This is a genomic window from Caulobacter sp. CCUG 60055, from assembly GCF_022750545.1.
Taxonomy (GTDB): Bacteria; Pseudomonadota; Alphaproteobacteria; order Caulobacterales; family Caulobacteraceae; genus PUIC01.
Genome location: NZ_PUIC01000001.1, coordinates 128,698 through 146,901 on the forward strand (window position 1 = coordinate 128,698; position 18,204 = coordinate 146,901).

Annotated in this window: 15 protein-coding genes; 6 read left to right on the forward strand and 9 right to left on the reverse strand. The window is 70.1% G+C overall.

Going from position 1 to position 18,204, the window contains the following annotated elements; translation table 11 throughout:
• Positions 1–73 precede the first annotated feature (73 nt).
• Entirely contained in the window at positions 74–559 is a 486-nt protein-coding gene (locus tag C5708_RS00550; RefSeq protein WP_242916699.1) for a pentapeptide repeat-containing protein, read from the reverse strand.
• Positions 560–656: 97 nt separating this feature from the next.
• The gene (locus C5708_RS00555) at positions 657–3,524 is read right to left on the reverse strand and encodes a ribonucleotide reductase (RefSeq protein WP_242916701.1); all 2,868 of its coding nucleotides are present in this window, start codon (positions 3,522–3,524) and stop codon (positions 657–659) included.
• Between the two features lie 249 nt (positions 3,525–3,773).
• On the opposite strand from C5708_RS00555, the gene C5708_RS00560 reads away from it, so the two are divergent.
• Positions 3,774–4,169, forward strand: coding sequence for an NADH:ubiquinone oxidoreductase subunit NDUFA12 (locus C5708_RS00560; RefSeq protein WP_242916703.1), 396 nt, complete (start codon positions 3,774–3,776; stop codon positions 4,167–4,169).
• A gap of 5 nt (positions 4,170–4,174) precedes the next feature.
• The gene (locus tag C5708_RS00565) at positions 4,175–4,816 is read left to right on the forward strand and encodes a DUF2155 domain-containing protein (protein WP_242916705.1); all 642 of its coding nucleotides are present in this window, start codon (positions 4,175–4,177) and stop codon (positions 4,814–4,816) included.
• Here C5708_RS00565 and aat read toward each other — a convergent pair.
• The 4 genes from aat to aroQ all read right to left on the reverse strand — a co-directional run bounded on the left by aat (position 4,783) and on the right by aroQ (position 7,878).
• The gene (gene aat, locus C5708_RS00570) at positions 4,783–5,433 is read right to left on the reverse strand and encodes a leucyl/phenylalanyl-tRNA--protein transferase (protein ID WP_347566986.1); all 651 of its coding nucleotides are present in this window, start codon (positions 5,431–5,433) and stop codon (positions 4,783–4,785) included. The genes C5708_RS00565 and aat overlap by 34 nt on opposite strands.
• Before the next feature lie 120 nt (positions 5,434–5,553).
• Positions 5,554–6,897, reverse strand: coding sequence for an acetyl-CoA carboxylase biotin carboxylase subunit (gene accC, locus C5708_RS00575; protein ID WP_242916707.1), 1,344 nt, complete (start codon positions 6,895–6,897; stop codon positions 5,554–5,556).
• Positions 6,898–6,903: 6 nt separating this feature from the next.
• Complete coding sequence (gene accB, locus C5708_RS00580) at positions 6,904–7,407, reverse strand: acetyl-CoA carboxylase biotin carboxyl carrier protein (protein ID WP_242916709.1); 504 nt, start codon at positions 7,405–7,407, stop codon at positions 6,904–6,906.
• Positions 7,408–7,422: 15 nt separating this feature from the next.
• Complete coding sequence (gene aroQ, locus C5708_RS00585) at positions 7,423–7,878, reverse strand: type II 3-dehydroquinate dehydratase (protein ID WP_242916711.1); 456 nt, start codon at positions 7,876–7,878, stop codon at positions 7,423–7,425.
• Positions 7,879–7,988: 110 nt separating this feature from the next.
• On the opposite strand from aroQ, the gene thiS reads away from it, so the two are divergent.
• Together thiS and C5708_RS00595 are read left to right on the forward strand one after the other, a co-directional pair.
• Positions 7,989–8,189 (forward strand): sulfur carrier protein ThiS, encoded by a 201-nt coding sequence (gene thiS / locus C5708_RS00590; RefSeq protein WP_242916713.1) that lies wholly within the window; start codon positions 7,989–7,991, stop codon positions 8,187–8,189.
• 1 nt (position 8,190) lies between these two features.
• Complete coding sequence (locus C5708_RS00595; protein ID WP_242916715.1) at positions 8,191–8,979, forward strand: thiazole synthase; 789 nt, start codon at positions 8,191–8,193, stop codon at positions 8,977–8,979.
• A 56-nt stretch (positions 8,980–9,035) separates the two neighbouring features.
• On the opposite strand, the gene C5708_RS00600 is transcribed toward C5708_RS00595, so the two are convergent.
• The 3 genes from C5708_RS00600 to C5708_RS00610 form a co-directional block, all read right to left on the reverse strand.
• A complete protein-coding gene (locus C5708_RS00600) occupies positions 9,036–9,746 on the reverse strand; it encodes a DsbA family protein (RefSeq protein WP_242916717.1) in 711 nt (236 codons plus the stop codon).
• Between the two features lie 29 nt (positions 9,747–9,775).
• Complete coding sequence (locus C5708_RS00605; RefSeq protein WP_242916719.1) at positions 9,776–11,257, reverse strand: M48 family metalloprotease; 1,482 nt, start codon at positions 11,255–11,257, stop codon at positions 9,776–9,778.
• An 88-nt stretch (positions 11,258–11,345) separates the two neighbouring features.
• Positions 11,346–13,985, reverse strand: coding sequence for a ribonuclease E/G (locus tag C5708_RS00610; protein ID WP_242916721.1), 2,640 nt, complete (start codon positions 13,983–13,985; stop codon positions 11,346–11,348).
• Positions 13,986–14,432: 447 nt separating this feature from the next.
• On the opposite strand from C5708_RS00610, the gene C5708_RS00615 reads away from it, so the two are divergent.
• Both C5708_RS00615 and C5708_RS00620 read left to right on the forward strand, forming a co-directional pair.
• Positions 14,433–15,644 carry an N-acetylmuramoyl-L-alanine amidase gene (locus C5708_RS00615; RefSeq protein WP_242916723.1) on the forward strand — a complete coding sequence of 404 codons (1,212 nt, stop codon included), beginning with the start codon at positions 14,433–14,435 and terminating at the stop codon, positions 15,642–15,644.
• Positions 15,645–15,812: 168 nt separating this feature from the next.
• On the forward strand, positions 15,813–18,173 hold the full coding sequence (locus C5708_RS00620; protein WP_242916725.1) for a penicillin-binding protein 1A: 2,361 nt from the start codon (positions 15,813–15,815) through the stop codon (positions 18,171–18,173).
• Positions 18,174–18,204: the final 31 nt, after the last annotated feature.

Below are 18,204 nucleotides of genomic sequence, written 5' to 3' on the forward strand. Positions count from 1 at the left end.
CTTCAATTCTGGTTTGATCCCAAGAGGCGGTCTATGCCACTTAAATCCTTGTAATTTCTAGTATGTCCATTTTTTAACGGCAGGGCTGAAGGCGCAGGCCGCGCGGCAGGTGGGTGTCGCCGTCGCCGCAGGCGCCGTTGAGCTGGCCTTGGGTGAGGCCCACTGCGTGATCCATCTCGGCGCCGGAAAAATTGGTCCCGTTCATCCGCGCGCCGTGGAAATTGGCGCCCTGCAGATAGGTTCCAACGAAGGTGGCGTTGGTCAGGTCGGCGCCGGCGAAGTTGGAGCTCGAGAACACCGCCGCCGAGGCGTCGGCGTCGCGCAGGTCCGCCCCCGAGAAATTGGTGTGGTTCATCACCGAAACGCTGAGATTGGCCTGACGCAGGCGCGCTCCGGCGAAGTTGCGTCCTTTCAGCTCGGCCCCGCCGAAGTCGGCCTGGAACAGGTTGCAGCGCGGACAGCTCGCGCCGCGACGGGCGTGGTCGATCTGGGCGGCGTTCTGGGCGAGGGCCGGCGTCGCGGCCAGCAAGGCGGCGAGCACGGGGAGGATCGGTTTCATTTCGAGACGCCTTCGGCTGTCCAAGGGTTCACACCAGGAACGACAGCAAACTTAACGCCAGATTGAGTTGCGCCAAATGCGGCCGGCGACGGGGGGATCAAGCCCCGTCGTCGGCGCTGCGCAGGCCGGGGGCCGCGCCGCAGGTCTTGCAGACCGGTCCCGCGCCGGTGCGGACCAGCGACAGGTCCCCGCAGGCGGCGCAGACGTCCGGCGCCGCGCCGCCGCCGTCGTTGGCGGTGTCGGGCTTGCGCCCGCCCAGCGGCAGGAAGATCAGGTTGTCCGGCGTGGCCCCGCGCGAGAAGCCCTTGGAGATGAAGCGGGCGGCCGATTGCGGCTCGTCGAGCGTCTCGGGCTTGCCGCGACCCAGGCCGTCGGCGTGATACTCGTCCGGATCGGCGTTGGCCAGATCGCCCCGGCCCAGATACGACACGCCCAGTTCGCGGAAGATGTAGTCGAGGATCGAGGTCGCCGACTGGATCGAATCGTTGCCGGTGACCCGTCCGGCGGGCTCGAAGCGGGTGAACACGAAGGCGTCGACGAACTCCTCCAGCGGCACGCCGTACTGCAGCCCGATCGAGACGGCGATGGCGAAGTTGTTCATCAGCGACCGGAAGGCGGCGCCTTCCTTGTGCATGTCGATGAAGATCTCGCCGACCTCGCCGTCGTCGTATTCGCCGGTGTGGAGATAGACCTTGTGCCCGCCGACCGAGGCCTTCTGGATATAGCCCTTGCGGCGATCCGGCAGTTTGCGGCGCACCGGGTCGCGCTCGACGATCTTCTCGACCACCCGCTCGGTCACCACCGGCTGGGCCGGCGTCTCGAGGCGCGGCCGGCGGGGCCCGTCGTCTTCGGCGGCCGGCGGCAGCTCGAGGGTCTGGCCGGCGGGAGCGGGCGGACGGCGCAGGCGGACGGCGCGCAGGCCGGCGCGGGCCGCCGCGGTCTGCAACCGGATCGCCGCCAGCGGGTCGTCGGCGCTGGCCAGCGGCAGCGAGGTGAAGGCGGGCGCGCAGGCGAAGGTCTCGGCGGCGACCGTCATCGCCATGCGCGCGGCCGGGGATACGGCGTCGCCGCAGGCGAACACCGCCGATTCGGCCCAGGCGTTCAGGTCGCCGGCGCCGCAGGCGTAGGCCTCGGCCTCGGCGATTTCGGCGCGGGTGAAGCCGACGAAGGCCAGGACGTCGAAGCCGGGGGCGGCGACCGCCTCCTGCGACGCGCCGAGCACGTCGCGCAGGAAGCCTTCGCCGATCACGTCGGCCGAAAAGGCGATGTCGAGCTTGCCGGTCAGCCGCAGCACGGATTCGGCCGTGGCGATCTCGTGTTCGGTGAAGCCGCGCGCCTTGAGGGCGGCGTGGTTGACCCCAGGGGCGTCGGTCAGTTCGCCGCGCCCGAGCGCGAAGGCGCCGGCCTCGTCGAGATCGAGGTTCAGCCGGGCCACCGCCGGGGCGACGGCCTCGGACAGCGTGCGGACGATCTCGCCGTCGGTGGTCTCGGCCGTGGTCACCGGGCCGTTCCAGGGGGCGGCGCCCAGGCTGCGGCCGCCCAGCCGGAGCGCCAGCTCGCCATCGGCGAACAGGGCAACGCTCTCGGCGTTGCGCAGGCCGCTGACGCGGGCCAGGGCCAGGGCGTTTTCGAACAACGGGATCGCCGCTGCCGCCAGTTCGCTGCGTTCGGTCAGGGTCCGGCAGGCCGCCAGCCGGGTCTCGATCGACGAGAGGCGGCTGTCGCGGTCGCCGGGGAACTCCGGATAGGGACCGGCTTCGGCGGCCATCGCGGCGGAGGCCTCCAGCGAGGCGGCGGCCAGCATGGCGAACAGGGCGGCGGCTTCCTCGCGCCCCTGGTCCGAGTTGAACGTCAGGCCCTGCATGACCAGCAGTTCGGCGACGCCGGCCAGGGTCAGGCCCAGCGGCCGCCAGTGGAACCGCCGCGAGGCGCCCTTGGGCGAGGCGGCGAAGCCCGCCGCCGTCTCGATCTCCAGCGCCGTGGTCATCAGGCGGACGGCGGCGGCGAAGCCGTCGGCGTCGAAACCGTCGTCGCTCCAGAAGCGGCTGACGTCCACCGCGGCCCGGGCGGCGACGCCCAGCCGTTTGAGCGCCTCGGCGTCGCGCGGGTCGAAGGCCAGGACCAGCCGGCCGCTTTCCCAGGCGCTGACGGCGATGCGGTCGGCCGCGCCGCCGCCGGCCTCGACCACGTCGCGGGCGCCGGTGACGATCATCGGCTCCAGCCGGGCGGGTTCGCGCGTCGCCAGGCCGCGCCAGTTGCGTTCGCCGGCCCGGCCGAGGGCGATGGCGTCGAGGATCAACCGGTCGGAAGCGCCGGCCTCTCGCGCCGCGCGCGCCGCGCGGCCGAGGGCGAGATTGCGCATGGGGTCGGCGCAGGCGGCGGCGTCGCCTTCGCAGCGGGCCACCGCGTCGGCCACGGCTTCAAGCCGCGCACCGAGGGCGTCGAGGGCGTCGGCGGCGACGGCCTGCCGCCGGCCCTCAGCGACATGGGCGGCCAGCTTGGCCTGAAGTTCGATGTCCGAGAGGTCGAGCGGCGCCTCCTCGACGGCGGGGCCGGTCCCGTCGCCGGTGAGCGGGACGCGGGCGCCGCCGCGACGGCCGGCCGCCGGGGCGGCGAGGCCGCCGGCGATCAGCGCGGCCAGGTCGTCGCGGAAGGCGAGGGCGTCGACGTCCCGGTCGAACAGCCCCAGCGCCCAGCCCCAGGCGGCCGTGCGGGCGGCGTAGCGGGCCGGGCCGTCCTCCAACAGCGGGTCGGGACGGCGCTCGGGACCCAGATCGGCCGGAAGCTCGACCGCGGGCAGGTCGTCGGGCAGGTCGTCGGCCCAGGCCAGCCAGGCCTCGACCCGCACGGAGGTCCACTCGCGCGGCGCGAGCACCGTGACGACGTCGTGCGGCCGCTCGATCCAACGCGTTTCAAGGTCAAGCGCGGGAAAGTCGGTCCCCGCGAACCGTCTATCGAACCGCATGGCGTGCTCCACCGGAATATGACCCAGGGTAGAATCGGCGGAACATGGTTAGCAATAGATATTGCGGTTCAGCGGCCTGCTATCCACAAAATGTTGTCGGTTCGCGCCGACGGTCTCGCCTGTCCGCGTCGCTGGACGGACGCCGCCGACCGACCTATAGTCCGGCCGCCCGAGACCGCCGTCTTTCCCAAGGGAATCGCTTGGCGGTCAAGGCGTTGCGAGCTGTCTTGAACATCGGAACCTGGTTCAGTGCTGAAAGCGATCTTCACCTGGTGGAACGGCGCGGCCTTGGGCGCGCGCCTTCAGATCAAACGCCGCAGCCGATTCGTCGGCGAGGACGCCAACGGCAACCGCTATTTCGAGGCTCGCGACACCAAGGACAGCTATGACGGCCGCAAGCGGCGGTGGGTGATCTACAAGGGGTACGCCGAGGCCTCGAAGGTGCCGCCGGACTGGCACGGCTGGCTGCGCTACACCTTCGACGAGCCGCCGACCACCGCTCCGCTGCCGCGGCGCAAGTGGGAGAAGGACCACCTGCCCAACCTGACCGGAACGGTGAACGCCTGGCGGCCGGCCGGATCGATCGCCCGCACGGGCCAACGTCCGCACGCCACCGGCGACTACCAGGCCTGGAAGCCGGAGTAGGCGTGGTGGCGCGCCGCCGCCCGTCCGTGATCGTGGCGCTGGCCGGCGCAGCGGCGCTCGGCGGCGCCGGTCTGGCGCTCGCCCAGCAATCCTCCGACCCGATCGGCCAGTTGCTGCAGCAGGGCGCCGCTCCGGCCGCCCCGGCTCCGGGCGCCGCCAAGCCGGCGTCCCCGGCCAAGCCCCCGCCCAAGGCCGACGCCGCCCCCGTGGCGACGCCGTCGCCCACCGACGCGCCCGACGCCGCGGCCAAGCCCGATGCGCCGCCTGAAGCCGCCCCGGCGGCGGCGAAGGTGGCGGCCAAGCCCGCCGCCGATCCGGCCAAGCGCCAGCGCAACGGCGTGGCCATCATCCAGGCGCTGGACAAGGTGACCGCCGAGACCTTGCGGTTTGAGGCGCCGATCGGCCAGCCGGTGCGCTACAAGTCGCTGATCTTCACCGTAAAGTCCTGCGAGACGTCGGCCCCCGACGAGGCGCAGCCGGATTCGGTGGCGCACGTGCAGATCGATTCCCAGCCGTTCGCGGCCATGGGCAAGGCCCCGCCGCCGGCCAAGCAGGTGTTCCGCGGCTGGATGTTCGCCTCGTCGCCGGGGTTGCAACCGTTCCAGCACCCCATCTACGACGCCTGGCTGATCGCCTGCAGGACCTGATCGCCGCCGGCGTAGGCCGGCAGGTGATAGAAGTCGGCCTCGCGCCCCAGCGCTCCGCCCAGCCGGCGGCGATACTCGTTGCGTGAGATGTCCTGCGCGCCGAACTGGGCGAGGTGCTCGGTCATGAACTGGGTGTCGAGCAGCCGGAAGCGCCCGGCCTTCAGCCGCGCCACCAGATGGGTGAGGGCGACCTTGCTGGCGTCGCGCTCCACGGAAAACATGCTCTCGCCGAAGAAGGCCGCGCCGAGGGTGACGCCGTAGAGGCCGCCGACCAGGCGCCCGTCGCGCCAGCATTCGACGCTGTGGGCCATGCCGCGCATGTAGAGCGCATGATAGAGGGCCTGGATCGGCGCGTTGATCCAGGTCTCCAGGCGGCCCGGCCGCGCCTCGGCGCAGTTCTCGATGACCGCCTCGAAGGCGGTGTCGACCCGCACCTGGAAGAGGTCGGCGCGGACGGTGCGCGCCAGCCTGCGGGGCAGGTGGAACATGTGCAGCGGAATGACGCCGCGCCGCTCGGGGTCGATCAGGAAGATGCGGTCGTCGTCACGGGCGTCCGCCATCGGGAAGACGCCGCGTTCGTAACAGGCGATCAGATCCTCGACCGTGAAGGTCTGCACCCTGGGCCGCTCCCCACGCGCCGCACCCCGGCGCGCCTCAGCATGTCGAAACCGCAAGTCCGCATGGAACGCCTGAACGGCGCGGGCGACGGTTCCGCTTCGCCCGCGCCGCCTGAGACCTCAGCCCTCCGCCTTGATCCACTTTTCAAGCCAATGGATGTTGTAGTCGCCGGCGACGATGTCCGGCTGGACCAGCAGGTCCTGGAACAGCGGGATGGTCGTCTCGATGCCGCCGACCACCATCTCGCCGAGGCAACGCTTCACGCGGGCGATGCATTCGGCGCGGTCGCGGCCGTGGACGATCAGCTTGCCGATCAGGCTGTCGTAATAGGGCGGGATCGAATAGCCGGCGTAGACCGCCGAATCCAGCCGCACGCCCAGGCCGCCCGGGGCGTGGAAGTCGGTGACCACGCCCGGAGACGGGGTGAAGGTGCGGGCGTTCTCGGCGTTGATGCGGCACTCGATGGCGTGGCCCTCGAACACCACGTCCTCCTGGGTGAAGGACAGGGGCAGGCCGGCGGCGATGCGGATCTGCTCGCGCACCAGGTCGATGCCGGTGATGGCCTCGGTGACCGGATGCTCGACCTGCAGGCGGGTGTTCATCTCGATGAAGAAGAACTCGCCGTTCTCGTACAGGAACTCGATGGTGCCGACGCCGAGGTAGCCGATGGCCTTGATCGCGTCGACGACGACCTTGCCGATCTTGGCGCGGCCGGCGGCGTCGAGGGCGGGGGAGGGCGCTTCTTCCAGCACCTTCTGGTGGCGGCGCTGCAGCGAACAGTCGCGCTCGCCCAGATGCACCACGTTGCCGAAGCTGTCGGCCACGACCTGAAGCTCGATATGGCGCGGCTTCTGGAGGTAGCGCTCCATGTAGACGCTGTCGTCGCCGAAGGCCGCCTTGGCCTCGCCCTGGGCGGTGGCGACCGCCTCGGCCAGGCTCTCGCGGTCCGGCGCGACCTTCATGCCGCGTCCGCCGCCGCCGGCGGCGGCCTTGATCAGGACCGGGAAGCCGATCTCTTCGGCCGCCGCGAAGGCTTCCTCCTCGGTCCGCACCGCGCCGTCGGAGCCGGGCACCACGGGGATGCCGGCGTCCTTCACGGCCTGCTTGGCGGTGATCTTGTCGCCCATCATGCGGATGTGCTCGGGCTTGGGTCCGATGAAGGTGAAGCCGTGGGCTTGGACGATCTCGGCGAACCGGGCGTTTTCGGACAGGAAGCCGTAGCCGGGATGGATGCCTTGCGCGCCGGTGATCTCGGCCGCGGCGATGATCGACGGGATGTTGAGATAGCTCTTGGCGGCCGGGGCCGGGCCGATGCAGACGCTCTCGTCGGCCAGGCGCACCCACATGGAGTTGGCGTCGGCCTCGGAGTGCACCGCCACGGTGCTGATGCCCATCTCCTTGCAGGCGCGATGGACCCGGAGCGCGATCTCGCCCCGGTTCGCGATCAGGATCTTGTCGAACATCTGGGCCTACTCGATGACGACGAGCGGCTCGCCGAACTCGACCGGCTGGGCGTCGTCCACCAGGATCTGCAGGATCTTGCCCGCCTTCGGCGCCGGGATGGGGTTCATGGTCTTCATCGCCTCGACGATGAGCAGGGTCTGGCCGGCGGCGACCTGGGCTCCGACCTTGATGAACGGCTCGGCGCCGGGCTGCGGCTGCAGGTAGACGGTGCCGACCATCGGCGACTTCACCGCGTCGCCGCGGGTCGGCGCTTCGGCGGCCGGGGCGGGCGCGGCCGGAGCCGCCGCGGGCGCGGCGGCGGGAGCCGGGGCGTAGACGGCCGGGGCCGCGGCCAGGACCGGGGCGGCGGCGGCGACCGTCACTTCGCGGGCGACGCGGATCTTAAGATCGCCGCGTTCGACCTCGATCTCGGTCAGACCAGTGTCCTTGAGGATGTCGGCGAGCTTGCGCACCAGACGCGGATCGATGGGACCGCCCTCTTTGGACTCGGGGCCTTTGGGATCGGACATTAGTAAACCTTGCTGTTACGCCGCAGGCGAGGCTTTGCGGACCAGTCCGGCCGCCGCCTCGATGGCGAGTTCATAACCCGCCGCGCCAAAACCGGCTATCACGCCGGTCGCGGCGAGCGAGACATATGAATGCCGCCGGAACTCCTCCCGGGCGGCAGGGTTGGACAAATGGCACTCCACGACGGGAATGGCCAGGGTTTTAAGCGCATCGTACAGGGCGACCGAGGTGTGGCCATAGGCCGCCGGATTGAGGACCAGGGCCGCGCCTTCGACGCGAGCCTGCTGAATCCAGTCCACCAGTTCGCCCTCATGGTTGCTCTGGCGGAAGTCGATGTCGAAGCCGAGCGCCGCGCCGCGGGCCTCGCAGCGACGCCGGACGTCGTCCAGCGTCTCCGAACCGTAGATATGCGGCTCGCGCGATCCCAGGAGATTGAGGTTGGGACCGTTGAGCACATAGATGGGTTTCGGCATTCGGCCCCGCCGGCGATGCGATGCGTCGACATCGAGTCAGGCAGGTCTTGTATCGTCGCGCGGCCGGGCTCACAAGCGGGGTGAATCCTCTCCCAGATCGTGCGGAACAGATGAACATTGTCGTGAACGGCGAGCAGCGGGGCTTCGAGGGCGTCGGCGACCTGGCCGCGCTGGTCGTCGCGCTCGGGCTCGACCAGCGCAAGGTGGCCATCGAGCGGAACCTCGAAATCGTGCCGCGTTCGGCCTATCTGACCACCGCGATCGCCGAGGGCGACCGCATCGAGATCGTGCATTTCATCGGAGGCGGCTGACGTGAACGCCCATACCCTTCCCGACGACTCCTGGACCGTCGCCGGCCGGACCTTCCGCTCGCGCCTGATCGTGGGCACCGGCAAGTACAAGGACTACGCCACCAACGCCGCCGCGGCCGAGGCGGCGGGCGCCGAGATCGTCACCGTCGCCGTGCGCCGGGTGAACCTGTCCGATCCCAGCCAGCCCATGCTGGTCGACTATGTGAAGCCCGACCGCTTCACCTTCCTGCCCAACACCGCCGGGTGCTTCACCGGCGAGGACGCCATGCGCACCCTCAGGCTGGCGCGCGAGGCCGGCGGCTGGACCCTGGTCAAGCTGGAGGTGCTGTCCGACCCCAAGACCCTCTATCCCGACATGGAGGAGACCCTGCGGGCGCTGAAGCTGCTGGTCGCCGAGGGCTTCGACGTCATGGTCTATTGCTCGGACGATCCGGTCTACGCCCGCAAGCTCGAGGACGCCGGGGCGGTGGCCATCATGCCGCTGGGCGCGCCGATCGGCTCGGGCCTGGGCATCCAGAACAAGGTCAACCTGCGGATCATCGTCGAGCAGGCCAAGGTGCCGGTGCTGGTCGACGCCGGCGTGGGCACGGCCTCGGACGCCACGGTCGGCATGGAGCTGGGCTGCGACGCCATCTTGATGAACACCGCCATCGCCGAGGCCAAGGACCCCATCCGCATGGCGCGGGCGATGAAGCACGCGGTCATCGCCGGCCGCGAGGCCTATCTGGCCGGCCGGATGCAGCGCCGGCTCTACGCCGATCCGTCCTCGCCGCTGGGCGGACTGATCTGACCTGATCGCGCGGGCCCGGAGCGGCCTGCGCGAGGCCGTCCGGGACGCGGCGAGACCTAGCTCTTGCCGCCGTTCCTGGCGGCGGCGATCCCGGCCTTGAGGGCGTCGATGTCCTCGCCGGGGATCAGGCGGTCGCCGACCACGAAGGCGGGCGTGCCTTCGACGCCCAGCTTGGAGGCCAGCTTCTGGATGTCGGCCAGCTGACGGTTGGCCTCGGGCGTGTCGATGGCGGCCGGTTCGATCCCGTTCTTGCGCAGCGTCGCGTCGATGACGCCGTCGTTCAGCGGCCGCGCCGACATGAACGCCTGATAGAGGCCGACATAGTCGCCGCCCTTGGCCTTCACGGCGATGGCGGCGCGGGCGGCGCGGTCGGATTCGGCCCCGAAGATCGGCAATTCCTTGAACACGAAGCGGATGTCCGGATTGGCCTTGATCAGGTCCAGCACCTTGGGGGCGGCGTTGATGCAGTGGGCGCAGCGATAGTCGTAGAACTCGGTGACGGTGATCTTGCCGTTGGGGTTGGCGACGAAATCGCGCGGGTCGCGTTCGAGGGCCTGGCGGTTGGCGACGATGGCCGCCTTGTACTGCTCGCGGGCCTGGGCGATCTGCTTGTCCTGCAGCTTGCCGATGGCTTCCTGGATCACCTCGGGGTGCTCAAGCAGATAGGCGCGCACCTTCTCGCCGAACGCCTTGTCTTCCTGGGGCTTGGAGCAGCCGGCCAGGGCCAGCGCGCAGACGGCGGCGACGGCGAGGAATCGCGAACGCATGAGAGTCTCCGGTACAGGGATCAGGGCGGCTACCGGCCCGAGAAGCTGGCCCCGCCGTCGCGCGACAGACCCTTGAGGTCGTCCTTGGTCGGGTTGGCCACGAGGAAGATGTCGGTGGCGCGCCGCCACTGCGGGGTGTTCTTGGGCAGTTGTTCACGGGCGCGGGCGGCGAAGATCTTGGCGTCCTTCATCTGGCCCAGGGCGAAGTACTGCTCAGCGGCCGCCAGGCGGGCCTGGCCGGGCTCGCCCTTGCGGTCGTAGGCCTCGGCGAGCTGTCGCCAGGCGAAGGCGTTGTCGCCTTCGAGGTCGATGCAGCGGCGCAGCTCGGCCACGGCCTCGTCGACGCGCTTGTCGTCGTCCAGCGCCAGCAGGGTCTGGCCGAGGCTCAGGTGCAGCAGGGGCGCGCTCGGCTTGATCTGCACCGCCTTGCGGTAGGCCGGCTCGGCCTCCTTGGCGCGGCCGGATTCGAACAGGGCCTGACCCTTGACCTCATAGAGGTACGGGTTGTCCGGATGGTCGGCGATCAGGGCGTCCAGGGCCTTCATCGCCTTGTCGGTCTCCAGGGCCTTGTAATAGGCGATGGCGCGGGCGTAGCGGGCCGCGAACGAGGCGTCCGTCTCCTTGTAGTCGATGAAGGTCTGCTGCGGCAGGTTCATGTAGGCCTTGAGCTTGGCCTGCATGATGCGGTGCTTCTCGATCGCCTCGGGGCTGTCGACCGCCTTGTAGTGGGGCAACGCCTCGACCCGGACGCGCAGCGCGTCGATCCGTTCGCCGCTGAGCGGGTGGTCGACGAAGAAGCGGTACTTCTTGAGGTCGGAGAAGACCTCCTGGTAGCGCATCTTGTCGAAGAAATCGACGAGGCCCTTGCCGGACTGGCCGGCCCGGTCGAGATAGGTCGCCGCCGCCTGGTCGGCGCGGCTTTCCTGCTCGCGGGTGTAGCCGGCCATCGACAGGGCGGCGAAATAGCCCGAATTGCCGATCAGGGCGAAGGCCGCGTCCGGCGCGCCGGCGGCGGCGGCCAGGACGCCCAGGCCCATGGTCAGGATATAGGTGCCCAGCGCCTGCTTCTGGCCGTCGCCGGAGCGGGCGATGTGGCCGCCGGCGATGTGGCCGGTCTCGTGGGCGATGACGCCGATCAGTTCGTTGGGATTGTCGGCCTTGATGATGGTGCCGGTGTTGAGCGCCAGCACCGAGCCCGACGACATGCCCAGATTGCCGCCCGTGGTGGCGAAGGCGTTGATGTCCTTGTCGCCGACGATCAGGATGCGGATGTCCCTGGGGTCGAGGCCGGCCGCCGTGAAGATCGGGTCGGCGTCCTCGTGCAGGATCTCCTCGACCTCGGTGTCGCGGATGAAGGACGGGCCCTGGCTCTGGGCGAAGGCCGGGACCGCCGGGGCCAGGACGCCGACCGCCAGCGAGATCGAGGCCGCCGCGCCGCCGAGGGCCTTGCCCAGTCTCCGGAACCGGGAGGGGAGGGTCGACGGCGGCTGGGGCGCCAAGCAAGCGGTCATGCGACGTGCAGTCCTTATCCGTCCCCCAGGCCCGCGACCGAGGGACGCGGACCGGAGGCCCACGCCCCTCGGGGCGGAATTTAGAGACTTATCCTCGCCGCCACCAGCCCCGACGCGGCGCGGCCGGCGGCGTGGTGATCTCGGCCGGATCGGGCTCGGCGGGCGGTTGCGGTTCGTTGGCCGCCACCTCGACGGTTTCGACGACGGCCGCCGCCGGGACGGGGGCCGGGGTCTCGATCACCGTCGCGGGCGCCGTCTCGGCCTGAGCCGGCGCTGTCGTTTCGGCCTTGGGCGCCTCAGCCGCAGGCGTTTCGGCCTCGGGGGAGGCTTCGACGGCGGTTTCCGTCGCGGCTTCGGCCTCGACCGCCGGGGCGGCCTTGGCGCGGCCGCGCCGGGCGCGCGGCGCCTTGGCGGGCTTTTCGACCTTTTCGGGCGCGGCCGGCAGCTCGACCCAGACGTCGACGTCGGCCGCGAAGGCGGACGCGGTCACCGGCTCGGGCGTCGGCGTGGCGGCCGGGGCTTCGACGACGGCCGCGACGCTGCGCCGCGGCTCGGCGACGACGTCGTTGGCCGGGGCGGCCCCGCCGCGCGGCGCGGCGGGATCGATCCAGATGTAGGGGTCGCCGTCGGGAACCCGGGCCCGCGCCCAGGCGTAGGGGTCGTCGGCGCGCACGTCGTCGCGCATCCGGCGTCCGCCACGGCGTCCGCGGCGGCGGCGGCGGCGGCCCGCGCCGAAGCCGTCCTCGCCATGGTCGCGGCCGTCGTCCTCGGCGTCCTCGCCGTCCTCGTCTTCAGCCTCGCCGTCCTCGGCCTGGCCGGCCGGACCGTCCTCGCCGCGCGGGGCGGCCTCACGGCGCTGTTCGCCTTCCTCGCCGCGGCGTCCGCGGCGGCGGCGGCGGCGGCGGTTGCGATTGCGGCCATCCTCGTCGTCGTCGGAAGCGGCGCGGGACTGGCCGCCCTCGCTTTCTTCCTCGGCCTCGGCTTCTTCGATCTCTTCTTCTTCCTCGTCCTCTTCCTCGTCGTCGATCGCGTCATCGGCGTCGGCGGCGTTGGGGACTACGATGAAGGCGTCGGTCTCGACCGGACGGCCGCCTTCGCGCTCCTCGGTGGCGGTGCGCTCGATCTCGTGCTCGGCGTGGGGCAGGGCGTCGTCGATCTGGACGGTCACGAACAGGCCGTGGCCCTGGTTGACGCGCTCCAGATAGGCCCGCTTCTCGTTGAGGATATAAAGACCGACCGCGCGCGGCACCCGCAGGGTCACCGCGCCGCCGCCGCCGCGCGCCGCCTCCAGCTCGATGGCGCGCAGGGCGGCCAGGGCGCTGGATTCGACCGAGCGCACCCGACCGGTGCCCTGGCAGTGTTCGCAGACGTGGGTGGTGCCTTCCAGCACGCCGGAACGGCGGCGCTGGCGCGAGATCTCCATCAGGCCGAAGGGCGAGATCTTGCCCATCTGCACGCGGGCGCGGTCGTCCTTGAGGCAGTCCTTCAGCTTCTTCTCGACGGCCCGGTTGTTCTTGGCCTCGTCCATGTCGATGAAGTCGATGACGACCAGGCCGGCGAGGTCGCGCAGACGCAGCTGGCGGCAGGCCTCCTCGGCCGCCTCCATGTTGGTCTTGAGGGCGGTGGCCTCGATGTTGCGCTCGCGCGTGGCCTTGCCCGAGTTGACGTCGATGGCGACCAGGGCCTCGGTCTGGTTGATGACCAGATAGCCGCCGGAGCGCAACGGCACCACCGGCTGGTAGATCTGGGCCAGATGGTCCTCGACCTTGGCCTTGACGAACAGCGGCGTCGGTTCGCGGTAATGCTGAATCTTCTTGGCCTGCGAGGGCATCAGCATCCGCATGAACTCTTTGGCGTCGCGGAAGCCCTGTTCGCCCTCGACCCAGATGCCGTCGAGGTCCTTGTCGTACATGTCGCGGATGGCGCGCTTGACGAGGTCTTCCTCCTCGTAGATCAGCGCCGGCGCGATCGAGTGCAGGGTGACGTCGCGGATGTTCTCCCACAGACGCATCAGATATTCGTAGTCGCGCTTGATCTCGACCTTGGTGCGCTTGGCGCCGGCGGTGCGCACGATCAGGCCCATGCCCTGCGGCACGTCCAGGCTCTGCACCACGCCCTTGAGGCGCTTGCGGTCGGTCACGGCGGTGATCTTGCGGCTGATGCCGCCGCCGCGCGCCGTGTTCGGCATCAGCACGCAGTAGCGGCCGGCCAGCGACAGGTAGGTGGTCAGGGCCGCGCCCTTGTTGCCGCGCTCTTCCTTGACGACCTGCACCAGCATGATCTGCCGGCGCTTGATCACTTCCTGGATCTTGTAGCGGCGCATGAGGCGGCGTTTGCGGCGCGCGACCTCTTCCTCCATCACGTCGTCATCGTCGTCCGAGACGTGCTCGTCGCCGTCCTCGCCGTTATGGGCGTGGTGGTGATGGTGGTGGTCGTCTTCCTCCTCGGCTTCCTCGCGCATCAGCGCTTCCCGGTCGGCGACCGGGATTTGGTAGTAGTCGGGGTGGATTTCGTTGAAGGCGAGGAAACCGTGACGGTTGCCGCCGTATTCGACGAAGGCGGCCTGGAGACTGGGTTCGACCCGCGTCACCTTGGCCAGGTAGATATTGCCACGAAGCTGTTTTTTCGACTGACTTTCGAAATCGAATTCTTCAACCCGCGTTCCGTCCACGACGACCACGCGGGTTTCCTCCGCGTGGGCGGCGTCGATCAGCATTCTCTTCGACATTACTGTTGTCTCCACGGCGCGCGCCGGGGCCGCACGCGCGAGGGCGGGGCTCCAGGGGCCGGTGTTTGATGAGGGCGCGCGCGACGCGAGCCTGAGCCACGCCGGAAACGGCGGAGGCGGCTCTGGTCCACGAGGGGGCGTGTGCGACGCTGCCCATGAGTTTCAATTCCTTGGTGCGCCGGGGCCTCCAAAAAGCTGGGGCTGACGCGGATCGGCTATTGCGCCTTGGCCGACCGAAAACGGCTCGACCGGGCGCGGGATTGCGCAGAGTGCTCAGGCCGGAGCCCGACGAAAAAGCGCGTCACAGAGTCTGCAACAAGACGCCGCAAAAAGAAAGCGCCTCGCGTTCGGACGGTTTTGGTCACCTCTCCTTAACCGTTTGGCTACGGACCATGGACCATATGGTCGGCCGAGAGTTCGAGTTCCAGTATCGAGGATCGGGAGCGCATGGGCGCGTGGGTCGGCGTCATCGGAGCAAGGTGGAAGCGGCTGGCGGCGGCCTGCGGCGCCTTCTTGTGCCTGGCCGCGGCGGCCGCGGCGTCGCATAGCGCGGCGGCGGCGGCCGGCGGCGTCAGCAAGGTCCGGTTCGGCGGCGACCAGACGGAGACCCGCGTGGTCGTCGAGCTGGACCGCGCGACACAGGCGCGGATCGTCACGGACGACCCCTCGGCGCTGCGGCTTGTGGTCGCCCTGCCCAAGGTCGACGCCTCCAGCGAGATGGAGGGGCGCGGGCAGGGGCTGGTGAAGGCCTGGGCGCTGGATTCGGCCGGCGGCGGCGCGCGGCTGCGCCTCGAGCTGTCCAGGGCGGCCGAGGTCAAGCGGCGCTTCCTGCTGCCCCCCGCCGACGGCTCGACCAGCTATCGCTACGTCATCGACCTGGCGGCGACTCAAGGGTCGGCCCAAGGGGGTGGCGCGCTGGAGACGACCAGGGTCTCGGCCCCGCGGGCGGTCATCACCCAGGCGCCGGCCCTGCGCCGCAAGAAGGTCATCATCATCGACGCCGGTCACGGCGGACACGATCCCGGCGCGCTCGGCGCCAAGGTCCACGAGAAGGACGTCACCCTGGCCGCGGCCCTGGCCTTGAAGGCGCGCCTGGAGAAGGGCGGCCGCTACCGCGTGGTCATGACCCGCGACAACGACACCTTCATCCCCAAGGAGAACCGGGTCCAGATCGCCCGCCGGGCGGACGCCGACCTGTTCATCTCGCTGCACGCCGATTCCGGTCCTGAGACCAGCACGCGCGGCGCGTCGGTCTACACCTTGTCGGATCAGGGCTCGGACCGGGTGGCCAAGAAGGTGATCGCCAACAACGACTGGTTCATCAACGTCGACCTGCCGGGCCGCGACCGCGCCACCAACCAGATCCTCCTCGACCTGACCCAGCGCAACACCAAGAACCGCTCGGCCGCCTTCGCCGAAACCCTGCTCGCCCATGTCGGCTCGCGGGTGCAGCTGCTGCGCCGCAGCCATCGCGACGCCGGTTTCGTGGTGCTGTTGGCGCCCGACGTTCCGGCGGTGCTGCTGGAGATGGGCTTCATCACCAATCCCGAGGACGAGGCCCGCCTGACCGACCCGTCGCGGCGCCGGGCGTTCATGGACGCAGTGGGCGATTCGATCGATTCCTACTTCGCCGAGGAAACCCAGATCGCGGCGCGCTGAGCCGCCGGGCGCTCCGCCGGCGGGCGGGGCCTTGGGACAGCAAATCCGACTTCCCCTTTTCGCGAACGCGCTCTAGACCCAGGGAGGCGGGTCGGGGGCCCGCGGAGGATCGTCGTCGTCTTGAAGCTTCCCGAGGCATGGGTTCGTCCGCCGGCGCGATGGCTCGCCGTGACGGGCATAGCGGTGCTCAGTCTGATCGCCGTCGCGGGCTTCTCGCTGGCGGTCTACGCGGCGTGGCTGTTCCATGACATGCCGGACGCGTCGGACCTGGCGGACTACCGGCCGCCGACGGCGACGCGGGTCTACGCCTGGGACGGCACCCTGATCGGCGAGTTCTCCAAGGAACGCCGCATCTTCGTGCCCTACGACCAGATGCCGCCGACCCTGGTGCGCGCCTTTCTGGCCGCCGAGGACCGCAACTTCTTCGCCCACGGCGGCGTCGACGTCACCGGCCTGGGCCGGGCCATGGCCAAGAACGTGCTGAACGCCGCCAAGGGCCGCCGCTTCGAGGGCGGCTCGACCATCACCCAGCAGGTCGCCAAGAACGTGCTGCTGAGCAACGAGGCCACCGTCGGCCGCAAGCTCAAGGAAGCCATCCTGGCCCAGCGGCTGGAGCGGACGCTCGACAAGCCGCACATCCTCGAACTCTATCTGAACGAAATCTGGCTGGGCTATCGCTCCTACGGCGTCGGCGCGGCCGCCTACAACTATTTCGGCAAGCCCCTGTCGGACCTCAGCCTGGCTGAATGCGCCTATCTGGCGGCGCTGCCCAAGGGGCCGGACAACTATCACCCGACCCGCAACAAGGAGGCGGCGCTGCGCCGTCGCAACTGGATCCTCGGCCAGATGGCCGAGATCGGCTGGGTCAGCCAGGCCGACGCCCAGGCGGCGATGAAGGAGGACCTCAAGGTCCAGGCCGCGCCCACCCGCGCCCAGTACCGGGACGCCGACTACTTCGTCGAGGAGGTCCGCCGCCGCGCGCTCCAGACCATGGGGCCGAAGCTGACCGAGGGCGGCTACTACATGCGCACGACGCTGGACCCGCGTCTGCAGACCATGGCCCGGGTCTCGCTGATGAAGGGGCTGGAGCAGTACGACCGCCGTCACGGCTGGCGCGGCGCCTGGGGCCATGTCGAGGACCTCGCCAACTGGGAGCAGGAGGCCAAGGCCAAGTCGCCGCCGTCCGAGCGCCGGGGCTGGCGCTCCGCCGTGGTCGATTCGCTGGAGGGCGGCGGCCACGTGCGGGTCATCGACGGCGGCAAGGGCGTGCTGGAAGGCGCCGACGTGGCCTGGGCCCGCGCCGGGCGCGGCGGGCTCAAGGTCGGCGATCTAGTGTTCGTCGAGCCGTCGGCGCCGGGCCGCTACAACCTTCGTCAGATTCCCGTCGTCAACGGCGCCCTGGTGGCCATCGAGCCCTATTCCGGCCGGGTGCTGGCCATGGTCGGCGGCTACAGCTTCTCGCTGTCGAACTTCAACCGGGCCACCCAGGCCATGCGCCAGCCCGGCTCGGCCTTCAAGCCGTTCGTCTACGCCACCGCCCTCGAGAACGGCTTCACCCCCGCCAGCACGGTCCTCGACGGGCCGATCACCTTGCCCGGCGCCGGCGGCCAGGCCTGGAGCCCGGAGAACTACCACAGGAACTTCCTGGGCCCGCAGTTCCTGCGGCGCGGCCTGGAGCTGTCGCTCAACACCATGACCGTGCGGCTGGCCCAGAGCGTCGGCATGAAGAAGATCGCCAACAACGCCGTGACCTGGGGCGTGTCGCCGCAGATGGACCCGGTGCTGGCCATGGCCCTCGGCGCCGGCGAGACGACGCCGTTCCGGCTGACGGCGGCCTACGCCCCGTTCGTCAACGGCGGCCGCCGCATCGAGCCGCATCTGATCGAGCTGGTCGAGGACCGCGAGGGCAAGGTGATCCGCAAGTCGGACCAGCGCGACTGCCCCCGCTGCGACGCGGCGTTCACCGGCGACGAGTCGCCGCGCATCCCAGCGACCGGTCAGCAGATCATGGACCCGATCACCGCCTATGAGATCACCAACATGCTGCAGGGCGTGGTCCAGCGCGGCACGGCGGCGGCGGTCAGCTCGCTCGGGCGGCCGCTGGCCGGCAAGACCGGCACCACCAACGACTACCGCAGCGCCTGGTTCGTGGGCTATTCGCCGGACATGGTGGTCGGCGTGTTCGTCGGCTTCGACGACAACCGTTCGCTCGGCAACAACGAGACCGGGGCGGTGGACGCGGTGCCGATCTTCATCGACTTCATGCGCGACGCCCTGAAGAACACGCCCGTGCGCGACTTCAAGCCGCCCAAGGAGGCCAAGTTCGCCATGGTCAACGGCATCCGCGAGGCCTTCCGGCCGGGCAGCGAGCCGCGCACGGTCGAGACCTCGACCACCCTGGCCGGCCCGCAGCCCTATGACCAGGTCTGGCCCGGCGGCCAGCTTTCCGGCGCCGACAACGCCTCGGCGGCGAGGGCGCCGCCGCCGCCCGCCAAGAAGCCGCCCGAGGACCTCAGCGGCCTCTATTGATCGGCCTGATCGGTTGTAACTGTTCCGGGCG